The organism is Stutzerimonas kunmingensis, assembly GCF_021432085.1.
In the GTDB taxonomy this organism is placed as follows: Bacteria; Pseudomonadota; Gammaproteobacteria; order Pseudomonadales; family Pseudomonadaceae; genus Stutzerimonas.
On the sequence record NZ_CP090366.1, the window covers coordinates 3,274,763 to 3,294,488 of the forward strand.

Annotated in this window: 19 protein-coding genes and 2 tRNA genes; 7 read left to right on the forward strand and 14 right to left on the reverse strand. The window is 62.7% G+C overall.

Annotated features, from left to right (window positions below; genetic code table 11):
* Positions 1–46: 46 nt before the first annotated feature.
* From lysS to LW136_RS15470, 7 genes are all read right to left on the reverse strand, one after another.
* On the reverse strand, positions 47–1,549 hold the full coding sequence (lysS, locus tag LW136_RS15440) for a lysine--tRNA ligase (RefSeq protein ID WP_044315257.1): 1,503 nt from the start codon (positions 1,547–1,549) through the stop codon (positions 47–49).
* A gap of 64 nt (positions 1,550–1,613) precedes the next feature.
* A protein-coding gene (prfB, locus tag LW136_RS15445) for a peptide chain release factor 2 (RefSeq protein ID WP_102832577.1) occupies positions 1,614–2,709 on the reverse strand; the annotation gives its coding sequence in 2 pieces (ribosomal slippage) (positions 1,614–2,636 and positions 2,638–2,709; 1,095 coding nt in all).
* A 124-nt stretch (positions 2,710–2,833) separates the two neighbouring features.
* Positions 2,834–3,550 carry a tellurite resistance TerB family protein gene (locus LW136_RS15450; protein WP_044315258.1) on the reverse strand — a complete coding sequence of 239 codons (717 nt, stop codon included), beginning with the start codon at positions 3,548–3,550 and terminating at the stop codon, positions 2,834–2,836.
* Between the two features lie 43 nt (positions 3,551–3,593).
* The gene (locus tag LW136_RS15455; protein WP_044315259.1) at positions 3,594–4,703 is read right to left on the reverse strand and encodes an NADH:flavin oxidoreductase/NADH oxidase; all 1,110 of its coding nucleotides are present in this window, start codon (positions 4,701–4,703) and stop codon (positions 3,594–3,596) included.
* Between the two features lie 95 nt (positions 4,704–4,798).
* Positions 4,799–6,892, reverse strand: coding sequence for a molybdopterin oxidoreductase family protein (locus LW136_RS15460; RefSeq protein ID WP_044315260.1), 2,094 nt, complete (start codon positions 6,890–6,892; stop codon positions 4,799–4,801).
* 128 nt (positions 6,893–7,020) lie between these two features.
* Positions 7,021–8,736: a single-stranded-DNA-specific exonuclease RecJ gene (gene recJ / locus LW136_RS15465; RefSeq protein ID WP_044315261.1), complete on the reverse strand. Its 1,716-nt coding sequence runs from the start codon at positions 8,734–8,736 to the stop codon at positions 7,021–7,023.
* Positions 8,737–8,764: 28 nt separating this feature from the next.
* Positions 8,765–9,292 carry a winged helix DNA-binding protein gene (locus LW136_RS15470; RefSeq protein ID WP_038658189.1) on the reverse strand — a complete coding sequence of 176 codons (528 nt, stop codon included), beginning with the start codon at positions 9,290–9,292 and terminating at the stop codon, positions 8,765–8,767.
* Positions 9,293–9,484: 192 nt separating this feature from the next.
* Here LW136_RS15470 and LW136_RS15475 point away from each other — a divergent pair, with 192 nt between their 5' ends.
* The 4 genes from LW136_RS15475 (at position 9,485) to LW136_RS15490 (ending at position 13,184) form a co-directional block, all read left to right on the forward strand.
* Positions 9,485–10,234: a 5-oxoprolinase subunit PxpA gene (locus LW136_RS15475; protein ID WP_044315262.1), complete on the forward strand. Its 750-nt coding sequence runs from the start codon at positions 9,485–9,487 to the stop codon at positions 10,232–10,234.
* Positions 10,231–10,938, forward strand: coding sequence for a 5-oxoprolinase subunit PxpB (pxpB, locus tag LW136_RS15480; RefSeq protein WP_044315263.1), 708 nt, complete (start codon positions 10,231–10,233; stop codon positions 10,936–10,938). Before LW136_RS15475 ends, pxpB begins: the two co-directional genes overlap by 4 nt.
* Complete coding sequence (locus tag LW136_RS15485; RefSeq protein WP_044315264.1) at positions 10,935–11,849, forward strand: 5-oxoprolinase subunit C family protein; 915 nt, start codon at positions 10,935–10,937, stop codon at positions 11,847–11,849. The genes pxpB and LW136_RS15485 overlap by 4 nt, the downstream gene beginning before the upstream one ends.
* Before the next feature lie 114 nt (positions 11,850–11,963).
* Positions 11,964–13,184 (forward strand): NRAMP family divalent metal transporter, encoded by a 1,221-nt coding sequence (locus LW136_RS15490; RefSeq protein ID WP_090521312.1) that lies wholly within the window; start codon positions 11,964–11,966, stop codon positions 13,182–13,184.
* A gap of 18 nt (positions 13,185–13,202) precedes the next feature.
* Here the strand turns inward: LW136_RS15490 and LW136_RS15495 are convergent, their stop codons facing one another.
* Positions 13,203–13,742: a YaeQ family protein gene (locus tag LW136_RS15495; protein ID WP_003300734.1), complete on the reverse strand. Its 540-nt coding sequence runs from the start codon at positions 13,740–13,742 to the stop codon at positions 13,203–13,205.
* A gap of 196 nt (positions 13,743–13,938) precedes the next feature.
* Between LW136_RS15495 and LW136_RS15500 the strand changes: the two genes are divergently transcribed.
* Together LW136_RS15500 and bfr are read left to right on the forward strand one after the other, a co-directional pair.
* Positions 13,939–14,157 carry a bacterioferritin-associated ferredoxin gene (locus LW136_RS15500; RefSeq protein ID WP_014821003.1) on the forward strand — a complete coding sequence of 73 codons (219 nt, stop codon included), beginning with the start codon at positions 13,939–13,941 and terminating at the stop codon, positions 14,155–14,157.
* Between the two features lie 191 nt (positions 14,158–14,348).
* The gene (bfr, locus tag LW136_RS15505; RefSeq protein ID WP_003300730.1) at positions 14,349–14,819 is read left to right on the forward strand and encodes a bacterioferritin; all 471 of its coding nucleotides are present in this window, start codon (positions 14,349–14,351) and stop codon (positions 14,817–14,819) included.
* A gap of 71 nt (positions 14,820–14,890) precedes the next feature.
* Here bfr and LW136_RS15510 read toward each other — a convergent pair whose 3' ends face one another.
* The 3 genes from LW136_RS15510 to LW136_RS15520 form a co-directional block, all read right to left on the reverse strand.
* Entirely contained in the window at positions 14,891–15,640 is a 750-nt protein-coding gene (locus tag LW136_RS15510) for a BamJ family beta-barrel-assembly machinery protein (protein ID WP_014821004.1), read from the reverse strand.
* A gap of 267 nt (positions 15,641–15,907) precedes the next feature.
* Positions 15,908–15,984 (reverse strand) — tRNA-Asp (locus LW136_RS15515).
* Between the two features lie 13 nt (positions 15,985–15,997).
* Positions 15,998–16,073, reverse strand: a tRNA-Val gene (locus LW136_RS15520).
* Between the two features lie 215 nt (positions 16,074–16,288).
* On the opposite strand from LW136_RS15520, the gene rdgC reads away from it, so the two are divergent.
* A complete protein-coding gene (rdgC, locus tag LW136_RS15525; RefSeq protein WP_090521316.1) occupies positions 16,289–17,209 on the forward strand; it encodes a recombination-associated protein RdgC in 921 nt (306 codons plus the stop codon).
* A 36-nt stretch (positions 17,210–17,245) separates the two neighbouring features.
* Here rdgC and LW136_RS15530 read toward each other — a convergent pair whose 3' ends face one another.
* Genes LW136_RS15530 through LW136_RS15540 form a run of 3 tightly spaced genes read right to left on the reverse strand, consistent with a single transcriptional unit; the run spans position 17,246 to position 19,694 of the window.
* Complete coding sequence (locus tag LW136_RS15530) at positions 17,246–18,658, reverse strand: MFS transporter (protein WP_234173172.1); 1,413 nt, start codon at positions 18,656–18,658, stop codon at positions 17,246–17,248.
* On the reverse strand, positions 18,655–18,981 hold the full coding sequence (locus LW136_RS15535; protein WP_046618760.1) for an AzlD domain-containing protein: 327 nt from the start codon (positions 18,979–18,981) through the stop codon (positions 18,655–18,657). Before LW136_RS15535 ends, LW136_RS15530 begins: the two co-directional genes overlap by 4 nt.
* Complete coding sequence (locus LW136_RS15540) at positions 18,978–19,694, reverse strand: AzlC family ABC transporter permease (protein WP_090521321.1); 717 nt, start codon at positions 19,692–19,694, stop codon at positions 18,978–18,980. The genes LW136_RS15535 and LW136_RS15540 overlap by 4 nt, the downstream gene beginning before the upstream one ends.
* Between the last annotated feature and the right edge of the window lie 32 nt (positions 19,695–19,726).

The following is a 19,726-nucleotide window of genomic DNA, read 5'->3' on the forward strand; positions in this document are numbered from 1 at the left end:
AGCCGCCGAGGCCGGCACACTGCGGTGTCAGTCGACGCTCAGTGGATCAGAGTTCCGGACGCATGTGCGGGAAGAGGATCACGTCGCGGATCGAAGGCGAGTTGGTCAGCAGCATCACCAGGCGATCGATGCCGATACCCTCGCCCGCGGTCGGCGGCATGCCGTATTCCAGCGCACGCACGAAGTCGGCGTCGAAGTGCATGGCTTCGTCATCGCCGGCATCCTTGTCGGCTACCTGCGCGTGGAAACGTTCGGCCTGATCCTCGGCATCGTTGAGCTCGGAATAGGCGTTGGCGATCTCGCGGCCACCAATGAACAGTTCGAAGCGGTCGGTGACGTTGGGGTTGCGATCATTGCGTCGGGCCAGCGGCGAGACCTCGAACGGGTACTCGGTGATGAAGGTCGGCTGTTCCAGCTTGTGCTCGACCAGCTCCTCGAAAATCATCACCTGCAGCTTACCCAGCCCTTCGTGGCCGAGCAGCTTGGCGCCGGCCTTCTTGGCGATGGCGCGAGCCTTCTCGACGTCGTTCAGGTCATCCGCGGAGATTTCCGGGTTGAACTTGAGGATCGAGTCGAACACCGACAGCCGCGCGAAGGGCTCGCCGAAGTGGAACACCTTGTCGCCGTAGGGCACGTCGGTGCTGCCAAGCACGGCCTGGGCCAGCTCGCGGAACAGCTCCTCGGTGAGATCCATATTGTCTTCGTAGTCGGCGTAAGCCTGGTAGAACTCGAGCATGGTGAACTCGGGGTTATGCCGGGTCGAGACGCCTTCGTTGCGGAAGTTGCGGTTGATCTCGAACACGCGCTCGAAGCCACCGACCACCAGACGCTTGAGGTAGAGCTCCGGCGCGATGCGCAGGAACATCGGCATGTCCAGCGCGTTGTGATGGGTCTCGAACGGTTTGGCCGCAGCGCCGCCGGGAATGGTCTGCAGCATCGGCGTTTCGACTTCGAGGAAGTCACGCTCGGCGAGGAACTTGCGGATATGCGAGATGACCTGGGAGCGCACGCGGAACGTTTCGCGCACCTCCTCGTTGACCATCAGGTCGACGTAGCGCTGGCGGTAGCGCTGCTCGGTGTCGGTCAGGCCGTGGAACTTGTCCGGCAGCGGGCGCAGCGACTTGGTCAGCAGGCGCACGCTGTTCATGTAGACGTACAGGTCGCCCTTGCCGGAGCGCGCCAGTGTGCCCTCGGCGGCAATGATGTCGCCCAGGTCGAAGTGCTTGACCGCGTCGACCTGCTCGGCCGGCAGCGTCTTGCGATCGACATAGACCTGGATGCGCCCGCTCATATCCTGCAGCACCATGAATGGCCCGCGGTTGAGCATGATGCGCCCGGCGACCTTGACCGGAATGGCGGCCGCCTCCAGCTCCTCCTTGGTCTTCTCGGCGTACTGTTTCTGCAGGTCGCCTGCATAGCGGTCGCGACGGAAGTCATTGGGGAAGGCATTGCCCTGCTCGCGCACGGCAGCAAGCTTTTCCTTGCGCTGGGCAATCAGCTTGTTTTCTTCCTCTTGGATGGCGTGCTGGTTCAGCGGTTGTTCGCTCATTGCGGGTCGTCCCGGTCAAATCGTTTCAATGGAGGTGCTTGCGGCTTGAGGCTTGCAGCTGCTCTCAGAGCCCCTGTTTCAGGCTGGCTTCGAGGTATCCGTCGAGGTCGCCGTCGAGCACCTTCTGGCAATCGCTGCGCTCCACACCGGTACGCAGATCCTTGATGCGCGAGTCGTCGAGCACGTAGGAACGGATCTGGTGCCCCCAGCCAATGTCCGACTTGCTGTCTTCCAGCGCCTGAGAGGCGGCGTTGCGCTTCTGCATTTCCAGTTCGTACAACTTGGCCCGCAGCATCTTCATGGCGGTGTCCTTGTTGGCGTGCTGGGAACGTTCGTTCTGGCAGGCCACCACGGTATTGGTCGGGACGTGGGTGATACGCACGGCCGAATCGGTGGTGTTTACGTGCTGACCACCGGCGCCGGAGGAACGGTAGGTATCGATGCGCAGGTCGGCCGGGTTGATCTCGATCTCGACCCTGTCGTCGATCTCGGGTGAGGCGAACACTGCCGAGAACGAGGTGTGGCGGCGCGCGCCGGAGTCGAACGGGCTCTTGCGAACCAGGCGGTGCACACCGATCTCGGTGCGCAACCAGCCAAAAGCATATTCACCCTTGATGTGCACCGTGGCACCCTTGATGCCGGCGACTTCGCCCTCGGACAGCTCGACGATCTCGGCAGTGAAACCGCGCTTGTCGGCCCAGCGCAGGTACATGCGCAGCAGGATGTTCGCCCAGTCCTGCGCCTCGGTGCCGCCGGAACCGGCCTGGATGTCCAGGTAGCAGTTATTCGGGTCCATCTCATGGCTGAACATGCGGCGGAATTCGAGCTTTTCGAGGATTCCGCGCAGACGGTCCAGCTCGGCGGCCACATCATCAACGGCGCCTTGATCATCTTCTTCGACCGCCATGTCGAGCAGGTCGCGAGAGTCGGCAAGTCCGCCATCGAGGTCATCGATGGTTTCGACAATCTGCGCCAGGGTGGCGCGTTCACGGCCCAGGCTCTGGGCGTATTCGGGCTTGTTCCAGACGTTGGGGTCTTCGAGTTCGCGGTTTACTTCGACGAGACGATCATGCTTCTGATCGTAGTCAAAGATACCCCCGAATTGACAGGGTGCGCTCGGACAGGTCCTTGATGCTGTTGAGGATCGGGTTGATTTCCATAGGTAGGCAGCTCTCAATCGGACGGTGCAAAAGCCGGCGATTATAACTCAGCCAACCCGCGCTGACAGCCCGCCGGACGTGCCGGCGGACGGTCAGGAAACGGATTTGCCCTCATGACGGTCGATCAGGCACTCACACCGCGTACCTGGCTTTCCAGCTCGGCTTTGAGTTGCGGATCGAGCTGCAGACAGCGGGCAAGTTCATCCAGATAGGCACGCTCCATGAAATGCTCCTCGTCGACCATCAGCACGCTGGCCAGATACATCTCCGCAGCCATCTCGGGGGTACTGGCGGCACTGGCCACGTCAGCCGGGTCCAGCGGCTTGTTCAGTTCGGCCTCGAGCCAGTGCTGCAGATCAGCATCGGCCAGCTTGCCCAGCTCCGCCTCGATCAGCTGACGCTCTCGGGCATCGACATGGCCGTCGGCCTTGGCCGCTGCCACCAGTGCCTTGAGAATGCCCTGGCTGTGCACCTCGACCTCTGCCGGCGGCAGGCGATCGATGGTCTGTGGCGTCTGCTGTTGCGCCCCGCCCTGCTGCGCCTGCCAGTTGCTGTAGGCCTTGTAGGCCAGCACGCCGAGCGCCGCCAGACCGCCGTAGGTCACCGCCTTGCCGCCCATCTTGCGCACCTTGCGGTTGCCCAGCAGCAACCCCATGGCACCGGCCGCCAGCGCGCCGCCACCGGCACCCGACAGGGCATTGCCGAGCGAACCGCCGCCAACGCCGGAAAGCAGGTCGCTCAAACCGCCTTTGCCAGGTTTGCCACCTGCACTGGATTGCTGCTTCTGCAGCAGGTCCTGACCGGACCTGAGCAGTTGATCGAGAAGGCCACTGGTTTTCATCGAAGTCCCCAAACGGATTGAATCAGGATTTGAACAGCAGTGCTCAGTCAAACGACTCGGGCACCTGACGAATCGGCGTGTCGCGATGGGCAGCACGCACGTACTGCGCCGGCCAGGCCACGGAACTGTCACGCAGGTCCTCGGCAGCATGCAGCGGCCAGTACGGATCACGCAGCAGTTCGCGGGCGAGCAGAATCAGGTCGGCCTGGCCGGTGCGCAGGATGTGCTCGGCCTGCACCGCCTCGGTGATCATGCCGACCGTGCCGGTGGCGATACCCGCCTCCTTGCGCACGCGCTCGGCGAACTGGGTCTGGTAGCCGGGCCCGACCGGGATATCGGCGTTGGCAGCAGTGCCACCGGACGACACATCGATCAGGTCGACGCCAATCTCCCTGAGCCGCCGCGCGAGTTCGACGGTTTCGTCGGCATTCCAGCCATCATCGACCCAGTCTGTTGCCGAGAGGCGGACGAACAGCGGCAATTCCTCGGGCCAGACCTGGCGAACAGCTGCCGTAACCTCCAGCAGCAGGCGGATACGGTTGTCGAACGAGCCGCCGTAGCGATCCTGCCGCTGGTTGGATAGCGGCGAAAGGAACTGATGCAGCAGGTAGCCGTGGGCCGCATGTACCTCGGAAACCTTGAAGCCGGCCGCCAATGAGCGCTCGGCCGCCTCGACGAAGGCCTGCACGACGCCCGCGATGCCGGCGTCGTCCAGCGCCGTCGGCACGGCATGTTCAGGCGAGAAAGCAATGGTCGAAGGACCGACCGGGGTCCAGCCGCCAGCGGCGATCGGCACGCTGCCGTGCTTGCCGAGCCAGGGCCGCCAGGTGCTCGCCTTGCGCCCGGCATGGGCCAGCTGCACGCCGGCGAATGCGCCCTGCGCCTCGATGAAGCGGGTGATCCGCCGCAATGGCTCGACATGCTCGTCGGACCAGATACCCAGGTCGTCCGGCGAAATACGCCCCTCAGGGCTGATCGCCGTCGCTTCGATGATCACCAGCCCGGCGCCACCGACGGCCCGACTGCCCAGATGCACCAGATGCCAGTCGTTGGCCATCCCGGCCTTCGCCGAGTACTGGCACATGGGCGATACGGCAATCCGGTTGGGCAGTTTGAGCTGGCGCAGGGTAAGCGGCTGAAAAAGCTGGGACATGTCGGCCTCTACTGTCGGTGATGCGGATTTGACACCCGTCAGTAGAGACCGTTTCGCCGCTCATGCCCAGCCCGACATCGGTGGAACTGTCAGCCTCAGGCAGCGCTGACCTGCACCGGCACACCGTTGAGCGCGGCATTGCCGGATACATCCAACTGGCGCTCGTCAGTCAGGTCGTTACTGCTGGCGCCCGGTTGCTGCCGGGCGATATCCATTTGCACGCCAGGACGGGCGTGGCCCCAGCCATGCGGCAGGCTGACCACGCCGGGCATCATCTCCTCGCTGGCCAGCGCCTCCACCTCGACCACGCCGACCCGGGAATGCACGCGCACCCGCTGGCCATCCTGCAAAGTCCGAGCAGCCATGTCCGCAGGGTGCATCAGCAGCTGATGACGAGGTTTGCCCTTCACCAGGCGCTGGTAGTTGTGCATCCAGGAATTGTTGCTGCGTACATGCCGGCGGCCGATCAGCAACAGCTCGTCGGCACCTGCCTGAGGCTGCGCGGCGAAACGCTGCAGATCGTCCAGCATCAGCGCCGGCGCGGTCTGGATGCGCTTGTTCGGCGTTTTCAGGCGCCGCGCCAGGTTTGGCTTGAGCGGCCCGAGATCCAGCCCGTGGGGATGATCCTCCAGTGCTGCCAGGCGCAGCTTGCGCTCGGACTTGTCGCCGTATGGCCCATGGCGTAGCGCCAGGTCCATCATTTGCTGCGGCGGCATGGTGGGCTTCAGCTCGACGCCGACCCGCGCTGCGTACGCCTTAGCCAGCCCGATGAAGATTTCCCAGTCGTGCAGCGCACCCTCGGGTTTGGGCAGTACCGGCTGGTTGAAGCGGGTAACGTTGCGCACGGCGAGCAGGTTGAAGGTGGCGTCGTAATGGTCGTGCTCCAGCGGCGCGGTCGGCGGCAGGATCACGTCGGCATAGCGAGTGGTTTCGTTGATGTAGAAATCCACACTGAGCATGAACTCCAGCCCATCCAGCGCCTGCTCCAGCTTGCGCCCGTTGGGCGTGGAGAGCACCGGGTTTCCGGCCACGGTGATCAGTGCACGCACCTGCCCTTCCCCGGGTTCAAGCATCTCCTCGGCCAGTGCCGCTACCGGTAGTTCGCCGCCGTATTCAGGCAACTGCGAAACCCGGCTATGCCAGGCGGCGAAGTGGCCGCCGGAGGTGGTCTCCACCAGATCCACCGCAGGCTCGGTACACAGCGCGCCGCCGACCCGATCGAGGTTACCGGTGACCAGGTTGATCAGCTGCACCAACCACTGGCAGAGCGTGCCGAAGGCCTGGGTCGAGACGCCCATCCGCCCGTAGCAGACTGCCTTGTCCGCCGCCGCGAAATCCCGCGCCAGCTGGCGGATCTGCTCGGCCGGAATCCCACAACGGGCGCTCATCGCCTCGGCGGTAAAGGCGGCGATCGCCGTGCGCACCTCCTCGATGCCGTCCAGCGGGAGCTCGCTGGTGCGCGTCAGGCCTTCCTCGAACAGAGTATTGAGCAGGCCAAACAGCAGCGCCGCGTCTTGTCCCGGCCGCACGAACATATGTTGATCGGCGATCGCTGCGGTCTCGCTGCGACGCGGGTCGACCACCACCAGCTTGCCGCCGCGGGCACGGATCGCCTTCAACCGCTTCTCTACGTCGGGCACGGTCATGATGCTGCCATTGGAGGCCAGCGGGTTGCCGCCGAGGATCAGCATGAAATCGGTGTGATCGATGTCCGGCACGGGTAATAGCAGGCCGTGGCCGTACATCAGATGGCTGGTCAGGTGATGCGGCAGCTGATCGACCGAGGTCGCGGAAAAGCGATTGCGCGTCTTCAGCAGCCCGAGGAAGTAGTTGCTGTGGGTCATCAGCCCGTAGTTGTGCACACTCGGGTTGCCCTGGTAGATGGCCACGGCATTGGCGCCGTGGCGCTCGCGGATCTCAGCCAGGCGCTCGGCGACCAGTTCGTAGGCCTCCTCCCAGCTGATCGCCTGCCACTCATCGCCGCAGCGCCGCATCGGGTGGCGCAGCCGGTCACGGTCGTTCTGGATGTCCCGCAGGGCGACAGCCTTGGGACAGATATGGCCGCGGCTGAAGCTGTCGAGGGGGTCGCCCTTGATCGAAAGGATGCGCTCGCCTTCGGTCTGGATGGTCAGGCCGCAGATGGCTTCGCACAGATGACAGGCACGGTGATGGACGCTGATCTCGCTCATTTCGGATTCCCGCATGGCGCTGTTGTTGTCCAGCCACTCTAGGCGCCATGGCCGCGGGCAACAATCAGACGTCTTGACGGGGAATGGCGCTGGATTCAGCCGGCCTATCGTCAGCCGGCATGCATCGATCAGCGCGGGGCGATATGCGCCACCATCAGCTGCACGCTTTCCTGACCGCGGTACTCGTTGACGTCGAGCTTGTAGGCCAGCTCGGCCCAGCGCACCGTCGGATTCGGCCAGATTTCGCGGTCGACGTTGAAGGCAATGCCGTCGAGGGTCAGCGAGCCGCATTCGCTCTTGAGCACCAGCTTCAGATGGCGCTCGCCGACGATACGTTGCTGCACCAACTGGAACACCCCATGAAACATCGGCTCGGGAAAATGCTGGCCCCAGGGCCCGGCGTTGCGCAGCGCACGCGCCAGTTCCAGGTGGAACTCCTCGACGCTGAGCTGGCCGTCGGTTAGCAGCCGGCCGGTGAGATCATCCTCGCACAGCTGGCGGCGCACTTCGGCGTCGAAGGCGGCAGCGAATGCGCCGAAGCTGGCTTGCGGCAGCGACAGCCCGGCCGCCATGGCATGCCCGCCAAACTTGCTGATCAAGCCGGGATGCTTGGCGGCGACCGCATCCAGCGCATCGCGGATATGAAAGCCCGGCACCGAGCGCGCAGAGCCTTTGAGCAGGCCGTCGCCGGCATCGGCGAAGGCGATGGTCGGGCGGTGGTAGCGCTCCTTCATACGCGAAGCCAGGATGCCGATCACGCCCTGATGCCAGTCCGCCTCGAATAGGCACAGGCCGAACGGCAGGTCTTCCAGGGGCAAATCCTTGAGCTGCGCCAGTGCCTCGCGCTGCATGCCCTGCTCGATGCTCTTGCGGTCCTTGTTCAGCTCATCGAGCTGGACCGCCATATCGCGCGCCAGTGCCTCGTCCTCGCAGAGCAGGCATTCGATGCCCAGCGACATGTCATCCAGCCGCCCGGCCGCGTTGAGCCGCGGTCCGAGAATGAAGCCCAGGTCGGTAGAGGTGATGCGTCGATGGTCGCGCCCCGTCACTTCGAGAATCGCCCGCAGGCCCGCCCTCGCCCGCCCCGCGCGAATCCGCGCCAATCCCTGATGGACCAGGATGCGATTGTTGGCATCCAGCGATACCACGTCGGCGACACTGCCCAACGCCACGAGGTCCAATAGCTCAGCCAGGTTCGGCTCTGCCCAGCCCTGACGGATGAACCAGTCCAGCTCACGCAGGCGAGCGCGTAATGCCAGCAGCACATAGAAGATGACCCCGACACCGGCGATGCACTTGCTGGGAAAGGCGCACTCAGGCTGATTGGGGTTAACGATGGCATCAGCCGCCGGCAGTTCGTGACCCGGCAGGTGATGGTCCGTGACCAGCACCTTGAGCCCTGCGGCCTTGGCCGCCGCCACGCCGTCGACACTGGAAATGCCGTTGTCCACGGTCACCAACAGATCGGGCTCGCGCTGCAAGGCAACGGCAACGATTTCCGGCGTCAGACCGTAGCCATATTCGAAGCGATTGGGCACCAGGTAATCGACGTGGGCAGCGCCAAGCTGGCGCAAGCCAAGTACACCCACGGTGCTGGCCGTGGCGCCATCGGCATCGAAATCGCCGACGAACAGGATGCGTTGACGCTTCTCCAGCGCCTCGACCAGCAGCTCGACCGCGGCATCGATGCCCTTGAGCTGCTTATAAGGAATCAACCGCGCCAGCCCCTTGTCCAGCTCCTCTGCGCAGGTCACACCACGGGCCGCGTAGAGGCGCTGCAGCAGCGGCGGCAGCTCGCCAAGGTCGGGCAGCTGCTCGGGCAGGGGGCGGGGTTCGATACGCATCGTCGGATTCCAGACTCGGTGAAACGGATTACAGGGAGGTGGCCGCACGTGCGGCCTGGTCGTACAGGCCCGACATAGCGCGCAGCATGCCCGCCAGGCGGTGGATCTCATCAGGGTCGATATTGAGGTTCTCGAACGAGGCGATCAGGCATTCGCGGCGGATGTCGGCGTACTCCTGACAAAGCGCACGGCCCTTGTCGGTGGTGCGATAGAACATCTCCTTGCCCTGCTTCGCCCCTTCCACCAGGCCGAGCTTGCTCAGCTTCTTCAGCGCGTAAGTCACGGTGTGGGTGTCTTCCACATTGAGCAGCAGGCAGATATCCGCCTGTCGCTTGGCGCGGCCACGGCTGGTGAGATTGTGCAGCACCATGACGTCCAGCGCGTTCATCTCCACCGTGCCGCAGGCCTGCATGCAACGCTCCATCCAGCGCATCAGCGCGGCGCTGGCGACGATGATGCCGTACTCCAGTTCAGACAGTTCCTGGGACTGCTCGGCGAGGTGCGCCGAAGCGACGATCGAAGATCGCAACGGGCGGGGGCTTTTGGCGTCAACCATCTTGAGTTCCTGATTGATGAAGCGGCAGCGCCGTTCGTATCGATGGGGCGGGCAAGGATACAGCAATGTCCGCTCAGGCACTTCAGACGCCCAACGGCAGAAATACGTTGATAATTTATCAATACTTTATCAGTGTATCGACCCTCAACGCCGCCGCAAACGCACCAGTCCATTTCGAAAGGAGCAGCCATCGTGAGTCGTCTCTTACTCAATTGCGATATAGGGGAAAGCTTCGGCGCCTGGACCATGGGCCTGGATGCCGAGGTGATGCCGTTCATCGATTGCGCCAATGTCGCCTGCGGCTTCCATGCGTCCGATCCGCAGATCATGCGGCGCACAGTGGCGTTGGCACGCAAGCATGATGTGCGCATCGGCGCCCATCCGGCCTATCCGGATCTGGTCGGCTTCGGCCGGCGCTCCATGGCCTGCAGCCCGGCCGAAGTGGAGAACATGCTGCTCTATCAGATCGGCGCACTCGACGGCATCTGCCGCGCTGAAGGCACGCAGGTTCGCTACGTCAAACCGCACGGGGCGCTGTACAACGACATGATGCGCCAGCCCGAACTGCTGCGCGCAGTGATGAGCGCCATCAAGGCCTACAGCGCCAACCTGCCGCTGATGCTGATGTCCACCCGCGACAACAGCGCAAGCCAAGCACTGGCAGAGGAAATGGGCATCACCCTGTGGTTCGAGGTGTTCGCCGACCGCGCCTATGACGCCGCCGGCATGCTTGTTTCGCGCAGCCTGCCAGGCGCCGTCCACCACGATGCAGAAACCGTGACCGACCAGGCCCTGCGCCTGGCCAAGGGCGAGGCGCTGATCGCGAGCGATGACAGCGCGCTGATTCTGCAGGCCGATACCCTCTGCGTGCATGGCGACAACGCCGGTTCCATAGCCGCCGTCCAGCGCATCCGCCACGCGCTGCAAGCGCTTCCCGCATGAAGCCGCGGATCGAAGTGGTGGGCGTCGACAGCCTGTTGTTGCGCCTGTTCGATCAGATCGACGAAGGCAACATGCCCTGGATGCTTGCCGCCAGTCAGCGGGTGCGCGACGCCTTCGGCACGGCACTGATCGATCTGGTGCCTTCCTACACCACCCTGCTGGTGCATTACGACCTGATCCAACTGGACGACCTGCAGGCTCGCCAGCACCTTCACCAAGCGCTCGAGGGTCTGCAGCCCGCCGCCGCCGAAACTGCGCGCCAGCATGCAATCCCAGTGTGGTACGACGCCAGCGTCGGCCCCGAGCTACGAGCGCTAGGCAAGCGCAGCGGGCTCGGTGTAGCCGGCGTGATCGAGCAACACAGCGCACACATCTATCAGGTCTTCGCCCTCGGCTTCGCACCCGGCTTCGCCTTTCTCGGGCTGGTCGATGAGCGTTTGGCCAGCCCGCGCCTGGCCACACCACGCAAGCAGGTGCCGGCCGGAAGCCTGGGCATCGCCGATCGGCAGACCGCCATATATCCGCTGGTATCGCCGGGTGGCTGGAATCTGATCGGGCGCAGCCCGGTTCGTCTGTTCGACCGCGAGCCCGACGGCTACAGCCTCTGGCAGCCAGGCGACCGGGTGCGCTTCGTGCCCATCGAGCGCGCCGAATTCATCCGCTTGGGCGGCAACGACAGCCCTTTTCAGGAGACTGCCGTATGAGTCTGCTTATCGAACGCGCCGGCGCATTGGCCAGCTTGCAGGACGGCGGCCGTATGGGCGTCCGCCACCTCGGCGTTACCCAGGGCGGCCCGGTGGACTGGATTTCCCACAGCTGGGCCAACTGGCTGCTTGGAAATCCTGTGCAGGCCGCTACGGTGGAAATCACGCTGGGGAATTTCAGCCTTCGCGCGCAAACCGATACCTGCCTGGCGATCTGCGGTGCCGATCTCGGCGCCGCGCTCGATGACGAAGCCATCGCACCGGGGCGTAGCTTCGAGGTCCGTAAGGGCCAACTGCTTACCTTCACGCACCCAAAGCGAGGCGTTCGCGCCTATCTCGCTGCGCCAGGCGGCTTTCAGGCGACACCGGTATTGGGGAGCTGCGCCACGGTCCGGCGCGAGCAACTCGGCGGCTTGGCCGGTGACGGCCAAGCGCTGGCCGAGGGCGGCCGCTTGCACTGGCTCAGTGGTGTTTCTGCTGCTCGCCGAGAGCTGCCAGTGCCAACCGTCACCCCACTACCGAGCCCGACCCTGGCGGTCGTGCTCGGCGCGCAGATTGGTGATTTCAGCGGCCAGAGCCTGTTCGATGCCTTCAACAGCGACTGGACAGTCGATCAACGAGCCGACCGCATGGGCGTGCGCTTGCTCGGCCCAACGCTTCACAGCACGCGCTCATCCATGATTTCCGAAGGCGTGCCGCTGGGGGCGATCCAGGTTCCGGCCGACGGGCAGCCGATCATCCTGCTCAACGACCGCCAGACAATCGGCGGCTATCCACGCCTCGGCGCGCTGACACCTGCGGCGGTGGCCCAGCTGGCGCAGTGCCTGCCAGGCACCTCGCTCAGGCTCAAACCGATTTCACTGGAGGCCGCGCAACGCGCGCACCGCGAACTGCTCGCCCAGTGGCGGTAGTCGCTCATAAGGAGCCGCTGACCAGCAGCCAGTTATTCCAACAAGAACAACATTGCCGGGTATGACCCGGGCGCATTTCTACCTGCCCCAACGCCAAGAAAAAGAAGGTATCCAATGCAAGCCACACAAGCCGAACGCGGCACTCCCGCCCAGCGCAACGTCCTGCGCGGCGCCATTTTCATCATGGCGACTTCGTCCATCGGACCCGCGTTTCTGACCCAAACGTCGCTGTTCACCGAGAAGTATCTGGCGAGTTTCGCCTTCGCGATCCTGATCTCTTTGCTCATCGACATCGGTGCCCAGCTTAATATCTGGCGGGTGATCACCGTTGCCAACCTGCGCGGCCAGGACGTCGCCAACCGCGTGATACCCGGCGTCGGCCATCTGATATCCGCCTTCATCGTGCTTGGCGGCATTGCCTTCAACATCGGCAACATCGGTGGCGCCGGCCTGGCGATGAATGTGATCTTCGGTATCCCGCCGATAATCGGCTCGTTGATCGCCGCCGTGCTGATCATCGGCATCTTCCTGCTGCGCAACGCCAAGGGCGTGATGGACTCGGTGATGCAAGTCCTTGGCCTGGTGATGCTGTGCATGATCGGCTACGCCATGCTGCAGTCGAATCCACCACTGCTCGAAGCGATGAGTCGCAGCTTCAATCCGGACGACCCATTGATCCTGCTGCTGCCGATCGTGACATTGGTGGGCGGCACGGTCGGCGGCTACATATCGTTTTCCGGTGGCCATCGCCTGGTAGAGGCCGGCATCACCGGTGTAGAGAATGTCAGGCTGGTAACCCGCGCGGCCGTGATCGGTATCGCTACCACTGGCGTCGTGCGCATCTGCCTGTTCCTCGCAGCCCTCGGTGTCGTCAGCCAGGGCCTGACTCTCGACCCGAGCAACCCCGCTGCATCGGTGTTCTCCCATTCGATGGGCACCATCGGCTACAAGATTTTTGGCGTAGTGCTACTGGCCGCATCGGTTTCATCGGTGATCGGCGCCGCTTATACCAGTGTGACCTTCATGTACTCGCTGCATGACAGCATCCGCCGGCATAACCAGCGTGTGGTGATCGCCTTTATTGCCTGCTCGACGCTCATCTACAGCCTGGTCGGCCAGCCCGTGAAGGTTCTGGTGGTGGCGGGCACCCTGAATGCCCTGGTACTGCCGCTGGCGCTGGGCTGCATATTGCTCGCGTCGCGCAAATCGAACATCGTCGGCGATGCCTACCGTCACCCTACCTGGATGCTGATGTTCGGCATATTGGCCATGCTGGCCACGGCGGTTGGGGTGGTGATGTCGTTCAATGCGCTGCTGGAGTTCTGGCAAGCGTGACTGGCACGGCGGGCGCTCTCAGCGCTCGCCGAGCAACCAACCCAACTTCACTTCGAACTGGCCACGCTCATCGGTGATGAACAACGTGCCGTCACTGATCATCACGCCCCACTGCAGACTACGCGGCAAGTCCTTGACCAACGCGGCAAGTGACTCCGAGTCGATGGTGGCAATGGACAGATTCTTCAATCCCTTCACCGCATCGATCACCTTGCCCTGCCAGACGCGCAGATTGCCATAGGCAACCAGGCTGACGCGTTCGGCTCGTCGCGAACACCAAGTCAATCGCTCTGCATCCGGCTGACCCACTTCGATCCAATGAAGGACGCGGCCATCCAGACTCTTTTCCCAGAGTGCTGGCTCGTCCACATCAGAGAGGCCGCGACCAAAGGCCAGCTGCTCGCTATACCAGAGCGCATAGGCAATCAATCGCACGCCGAGGCGTTCTTCGGTTTCCGACGGGTGTTTGGCGACCGTAAAGCGCAGATTCTCGTAAACCCCGCGGTCCAGGTCCGTGAGATTCAGCTCGACTTTATATGGTGTGGCTTGCAGGGCCATGAACGGCCTCCGTTGCGAAAAGGCGCGCAGTCTACCGCAAAGCGGTCAACACCGATCCTCGCTGCGGCCTTCGACACCGTCGGTACGAACGGAAAAATACGCTCATCGGGAGAAACCCCCGACGAACGAACTTTGACAATTATTCTCATTCTGATTAGCATCCCAACCGTCAACGAATTCAACGGGTAGTGCTTCTATGTACGTCTGTCTTTGCCAGGGTGTAACCGACGGCCAGATTCGCGATGCCATCTACGAAGGCTGCTGCAGCTACCGTGAAGTACGGGAAACGACGGGCGTCGCCACCCAGTGCGGCAAGTGCGCCTGCGTCGCCAAGCAGGTCGTGCGCGAGACGCTCAGCAACGTGCAGAGTGCCCAGGCCTCCCTCGCGTACCCTGCCAGTTTTGTTCAGGCTTGACAGACTGAAGCCATGAAGCCGGGCCATGCCCGGCTTTTTTTTGCCTGCAAATCAGCAAGTTGCTCAGAAGGATGCGGAACGCAACTATTCTCGCTAGGGTTTAGCTTTAGCATTCAATGACTTAGGTTTGACAGGTCGCCTGAGCGTGGCCAGACTGCTTGCATTCCCACCGCGTCAGGCAGGCTAACTACATGAAAGGCGACAAGCTGGTCATTCAGCACCTCAACAAGATCCTCGGCAATGAGCTGGTAGCCATCAACCAGTACTTCCTGCACGCGCGCATGTATGAGGACTGGGGTCTCGGCAAGCTCGGCAAGCATGAGTACGAAGAATCCATCGACGAGATGAAGCATGCGGACAAGCTGATCAAGCGCATCCTGTTCCTGGAAGGCCTGCCGAATCTGCAGGATCTGGGCAAGTTGCTGATCGGTGAGAACACTCGCGAGATGCTCGAGTGCGACCTCAGGCTGGAGCAAGGTGGCGTGCAGGATCTGAAGGTCGCCATCGCTTACTGCGAAAGCGTCGGCGACTACGGCAGTCGCGAGCTGCTGGAAGACATCCTCGAATCCGAGGAGGAACACATCGATTGGCTGGAGACGCAGTTGAGCCTGATCGACAAGGTGGGCATGGAAAACTACCTGCAGTCGCAGATGGACGACTGATTCAGTAGCAAGCCCATATAAAAACGCCCCGACTAGATCGGGGCGTTTTCGTTTGCAGCGAAGAGAACCGCTTATTCCTGCTCGGCTGCTTCAGCAGGCTGCTCGGCTGCGGGCTGCTCGGCCTCGTCACCCTTGATATCCAGCAGCTCGAGATCGAAGACCAGCACGGAGTTGGCCGGGATCAGCGGGCTCGGGCTCTGCTCGCCGTAGGCCAGTTCGCTCGGGATGTAGAGCTTGTACTTCTCGCCCACATGCATCAGCTGCAGACCTTCGACCCAACCTGGAATCACACCGCCGACCGGCAGATCAATCGGGCTGCCGCGCTTGATCGAGCTATCGAAGACGGTGCCGTCGGTCAAGCTGCCCTCGTAGTGCACGGTCACCACGTCGTTCTCGGTCGGTTGACGGCCTTCGGCCGCCTTGACGACTTCGTACTGCAGACCGGATTCGGTGGTCTTCACGCCCTCACGCTTGGCGTTGTCTTCGAGGAACTTCTTGCCAGCCTCGACCGCTTTGGCATTCATCTCAACCATGCGCTCTTCGGCACGGGTCTGCAGGAAGGTGAAAGCCTCCATCAGCTGCTCATCGGTGAGCTTCTGCTCCTTCTTGCCGATGGCATCTTCAATACCCTGCGCAACAGCCTGGGAGTCGAGATCATCCATACCCTCCTGCGCAAGGCTCTTGCCCATGTTCAGGCCGATACCATAGGACGCCTTCTGCGCCGGAGTGTCCAGTTTGACACTGGTCTGCGAGTCGCAGCCGGCCAGCACCAGGCCAACCAGGGCAACCGCAGGCGCCAAACGATGATGTCTCAGTCTCATGCTGTTTCCTTAAATACGCTGTTGGGCATTCGAAAAACCGATGGTCGAGCTTAGCAGCGCATCCCGGCACTGGCTACCGCACCCCAAGGCAAGGACCGTAAAGAGATTGCAAAGAACGGACGCGCGTAGCAATCCGATAGCAGGATCGAGCCGAGCGAGAAGCGGCACCCGTAGCTTCAGCCCAAAAAAATCCAGGCAAAAAAAAACGGCCTAGATGGCCGTTTCTTTCGTTGCTTCAGGGCGTTCAGTGGACCCGTGAAGCGAATATGGCGCAGCGGACGGGACTCGAACCCGCGACCCCCGGCGTGACAGGCCGGTATTCTAACCGACTGAACTACCGCTGCGCTAAACCTCGAGTGGTGGGTGATGACGGGATCGAACCGCCGACCCTCTGCTTGTAAGGCAGATGCTCTCCCAGCTGAGCTAATCACCCGTTTGCTCTCGAAGTGGGGCGCATTCTAGAGAGGGTTCCGCACCTTGGCAACCCCCTTTCGAAAAAAAAATTGCAGAAGTTCCAAAGACTTAGGAAAACCCTCGATTTACCAGCCGATTTTTCTCGTCCGCCGTGCATTAACATCCCGCAGGGTTGGCCTGAACTGGCCAGGCAGGAATAATGCACCCCTTTGCTTTCCGGAGATCTACCCCGCCATGTGGTTTCGTAACCTGCTCGTTTACCGTCTCACCCAGAACGTCGCTCTAGATGCCGAGACACTCGAAGCTGCACTGGCCGCCAAACCTGCCCGCCCCTGCGCCAGCCAGGAGCTGAGCACCTACGGCTTCGTCGCCCCCTTTGGTAAGGGTGAAGACGCCCCCCTGGTGCACGTCAGCCAGGGTTTCCTGCTGATCGCCACGCGCAAGGAAGAACGCATTCTTCCGGGCAGCGTCGTCAAGGATGCGCTGAAGGAAAAGGTTGACGAGATCGAAGCCGAGCAGATGCGCAAGGTCTACAAGAAGGAGCGCGACCAGATAAAAGACGAGATCATCCAGGCCTTTCTGCCGCGCGCCTTCATCCGCAAATCCGGCACCTTCGCCGCAGTCGACGCCGAGCGCGGGCTGATCCTGGTGAACTCGGCCAGCCCGAAGAAGGCCGAGGACCTGCTGTCCACCCTGCGTGAAGCGATCGGCTCGCTGCCGGTGCGCCCGCTGACCGTGAAGATCGCGCCAAGCGCCACCCTGACCGATTGGGTCAAGACGCAGAAGTCCGCAGACGATTTCTTCGTGCTCGACGAATGCGAGCTGCGCGACACCCACGAGGACGGCGGCGTGGTGCGCTGCAAGCGCCAGGACCTGACCAGCGACGAGATCCAGCAGCATATGGAAGCCGGCAAGCAGGTCACCCAGCTGTCGCTGGCCTGGCAGGACAAGCTGTCCTTCGTGCTGGACGACAAGTTGATCATCAAGCGCCTGCGCTTCGAGGAACTGCTGCAGGACCAGGCCGAGCAGGACGGTGGTGAAGACGCCCTTGCCCAGCAGGACGCCAGTTTCCTGCTGATGATGATGACCTTCCGCGAGTTCCTGCCTGCGCTGTTCGAGGCGTTCGGTGGCGAAGAAGTCCCCCAGGGCCTCTGACACCAGCCCGGGGCGCTGATCGGCGCCCCGCTCCCCTCAACGCACCTTCAGCTGCAACGCCAGCGCCCCGCCCAATCGCTCCCCCAGCGACCAGATCAGAAAACGCTCGATGAACTCCGGCGCATCGACGAACAGCGCCCCGCAGACCAGCACGCTGAGCAACGAAACAGTCAGGAAAAGCTGCGGTATCGAGAGCTTCAGCAGCACCAGCAGGACAATTGCGATGATCGCCGACGCGACCATGAACAGCGCGTTGAGAATGTTGTTCGCTGCCACCACTCGCGAGCGCTCGTGAACCACACTGCGTGACTGGATCAGGGCATACAACGGGACGATGTACAGCCCACCGAAAATCCCCAGCCCGAGGATATCCATCAGTACCCACCAGGCAGAAGGCTCGCCGAGCAGCGCAAGCCAGTCGACCGTACCCACAGGCTCCCCGTGGCCGCTCGCATGCCACCACAGCAGCACTCCGCAAAGGCTCAGGCCAATGGCTCCGAACGGGACCAGGCCGATCTCCACGTGATGCCGCGACAGCCGCTCGCAAAGCAGCGACCCCAGCGCGATGCCGACCGAAAACAGCGTCAGGATCAACGTCACCACGCTTTCATCGCCACCGAGATAGTCCTTGGCAAACGCCGGGATCTGCGTCAGGTAGGTCGCACCGAGAAACCAGAACCAGGAATTGCCCAGCATGGCCCGGGACACCGCCCGCTGCTGACCGAGCCCCAGCCGCAGAATGCGCCATGACTGACGCAGCACGCGCCAATCCATATGCAGGGTCGGCAGCGCTGCCGTACCGGCTGGAATGGCCAGACTGGTGAGATAACCGACGAGCGCGATCAGCACCACGCTGATCGCCACCAGCTCGGCGTAGCCCTCACTCGCCATCAACACACCCGCACCGATGGTGCCCCCGAGAATCGCCAGGAACGTTCCCATCTCCACCAGCGCATTGCCTCCCACCAGCTCATCCTCGGCGAGCTGCTGCGGCAGGATCGAGTACTTGACCGGACCAAACAGCGCCGACTGGGTGCCCATGCAGAACAGCACCGCAAGCAATACCGGCAGGTTGCCGAGCAACATGCCGAGCGCCCCGGCAAGCATGATCAGAATCTCGGCGAACTTGATTCGGCGAATCAGCCAGGCCTTCTTGAAGCGCTCGCCGAACTGGCCACCCAGCGCGGAGAACAGAAAGAACGGCAGGATGAACAGCAGCGCACAAAGATTGATAAGCAGACTCTTGTCGGCGCCAGTGCCGATCTTGAACAGAATCGCCAGGATCAACGCCTGCTTGAACACGTTGTCGTTGAATGCACCGAGCAGCTGCGTGCAGAAAAAAGGCAGGAAGCGACGCTTGCCGAGCAGGCGAAACTGCGAATGCGTGGTCGCCGGCCCGCCAGCTGGCACACGCCTTGTAGAGCTAGCCCCGGTCGATTCCTGATTCATATCGGCAACTGCCCGAAAGCCCAGCGCAGCAGAAAGAAGCTCAGCAGTCCGCCGGCGATAGTCGCCAGCAGGTTGCGGCTAAACGCGGCTATGACGATCGCCAACAGCCCCGCGAGCAGATAGGCATTGTCCGGACGCAACGCCCACTGCCCTTCCGGCATCAGCATTCCCGGCACCACGATGGCAGTCAGTACCGCCACCGGCACGTAATGCAGCCCCTGCTCGATAGCGCGGGGAAAGCGCAGGTTGGGCCAGGCGAAAAAGCTGTAGCGGATCACGAAGGTGATCGCCAGCATGCCGAAGATCAGCAACCAGGTCGTCATAGCGCCCCCTGCATGCGCGCAGCCGCTTCGGCGCGACGTTCGAGCCAGACGCCGACGACGATGCCGGCCATGGCGGCGGCGATCAGTCCGAGCTTGTAAGGCAGCTCCCAGGTCAGCAAGGCCACCGCGCCAGCCACCAGCGCCGAGGCCACCTGCGGGCGCGTCCGCATCATCGGCACCGCGATGCCGATGAAGGTGGCGATCATGGCGAAGTCCAGCCCCCAGCTGGCGATACCCGGAACCGCCTGACCGAAGGCGACACCCACCAGTGTCGACAGCTGCCAGTTGATGTACATGGTCAGCGCGGCTCCGAGAAAGAACCAATGCTTGTACGGCGACTCGTCGTCGCGGGCATAGCGATTCTGCACCACGGCGAAGGCCTCGTCCGTGAGCCAGAACGCCAGAGGGGCGCGCCAGCGGCCCGGCAGATGACGAACGAATGGCTGCAACGCGGCGCTGTACAAGGCGTGCCGCAGATTGACCACGAAGGTGGTCAGCAGTACCACGGCTGCGCCTACGCCACCGGTTATCAGCGTGATCGCGATGAACTGTGCGGAACCGGCGAAGACCAGCGAAGACATGCCCATGGTCTGCCAGGGCGTCAATCCGGCGCCGACGGCCAGCGTGCCGAAGATGACACCGAACGGAATCGCACCGAGGATCAACGGCAGAATGTCACGGCACCCGTGAACGAACTCTTGCGAGCGGGACATTGGAACTCCTGTAGCCAATTTTGCACCGAACC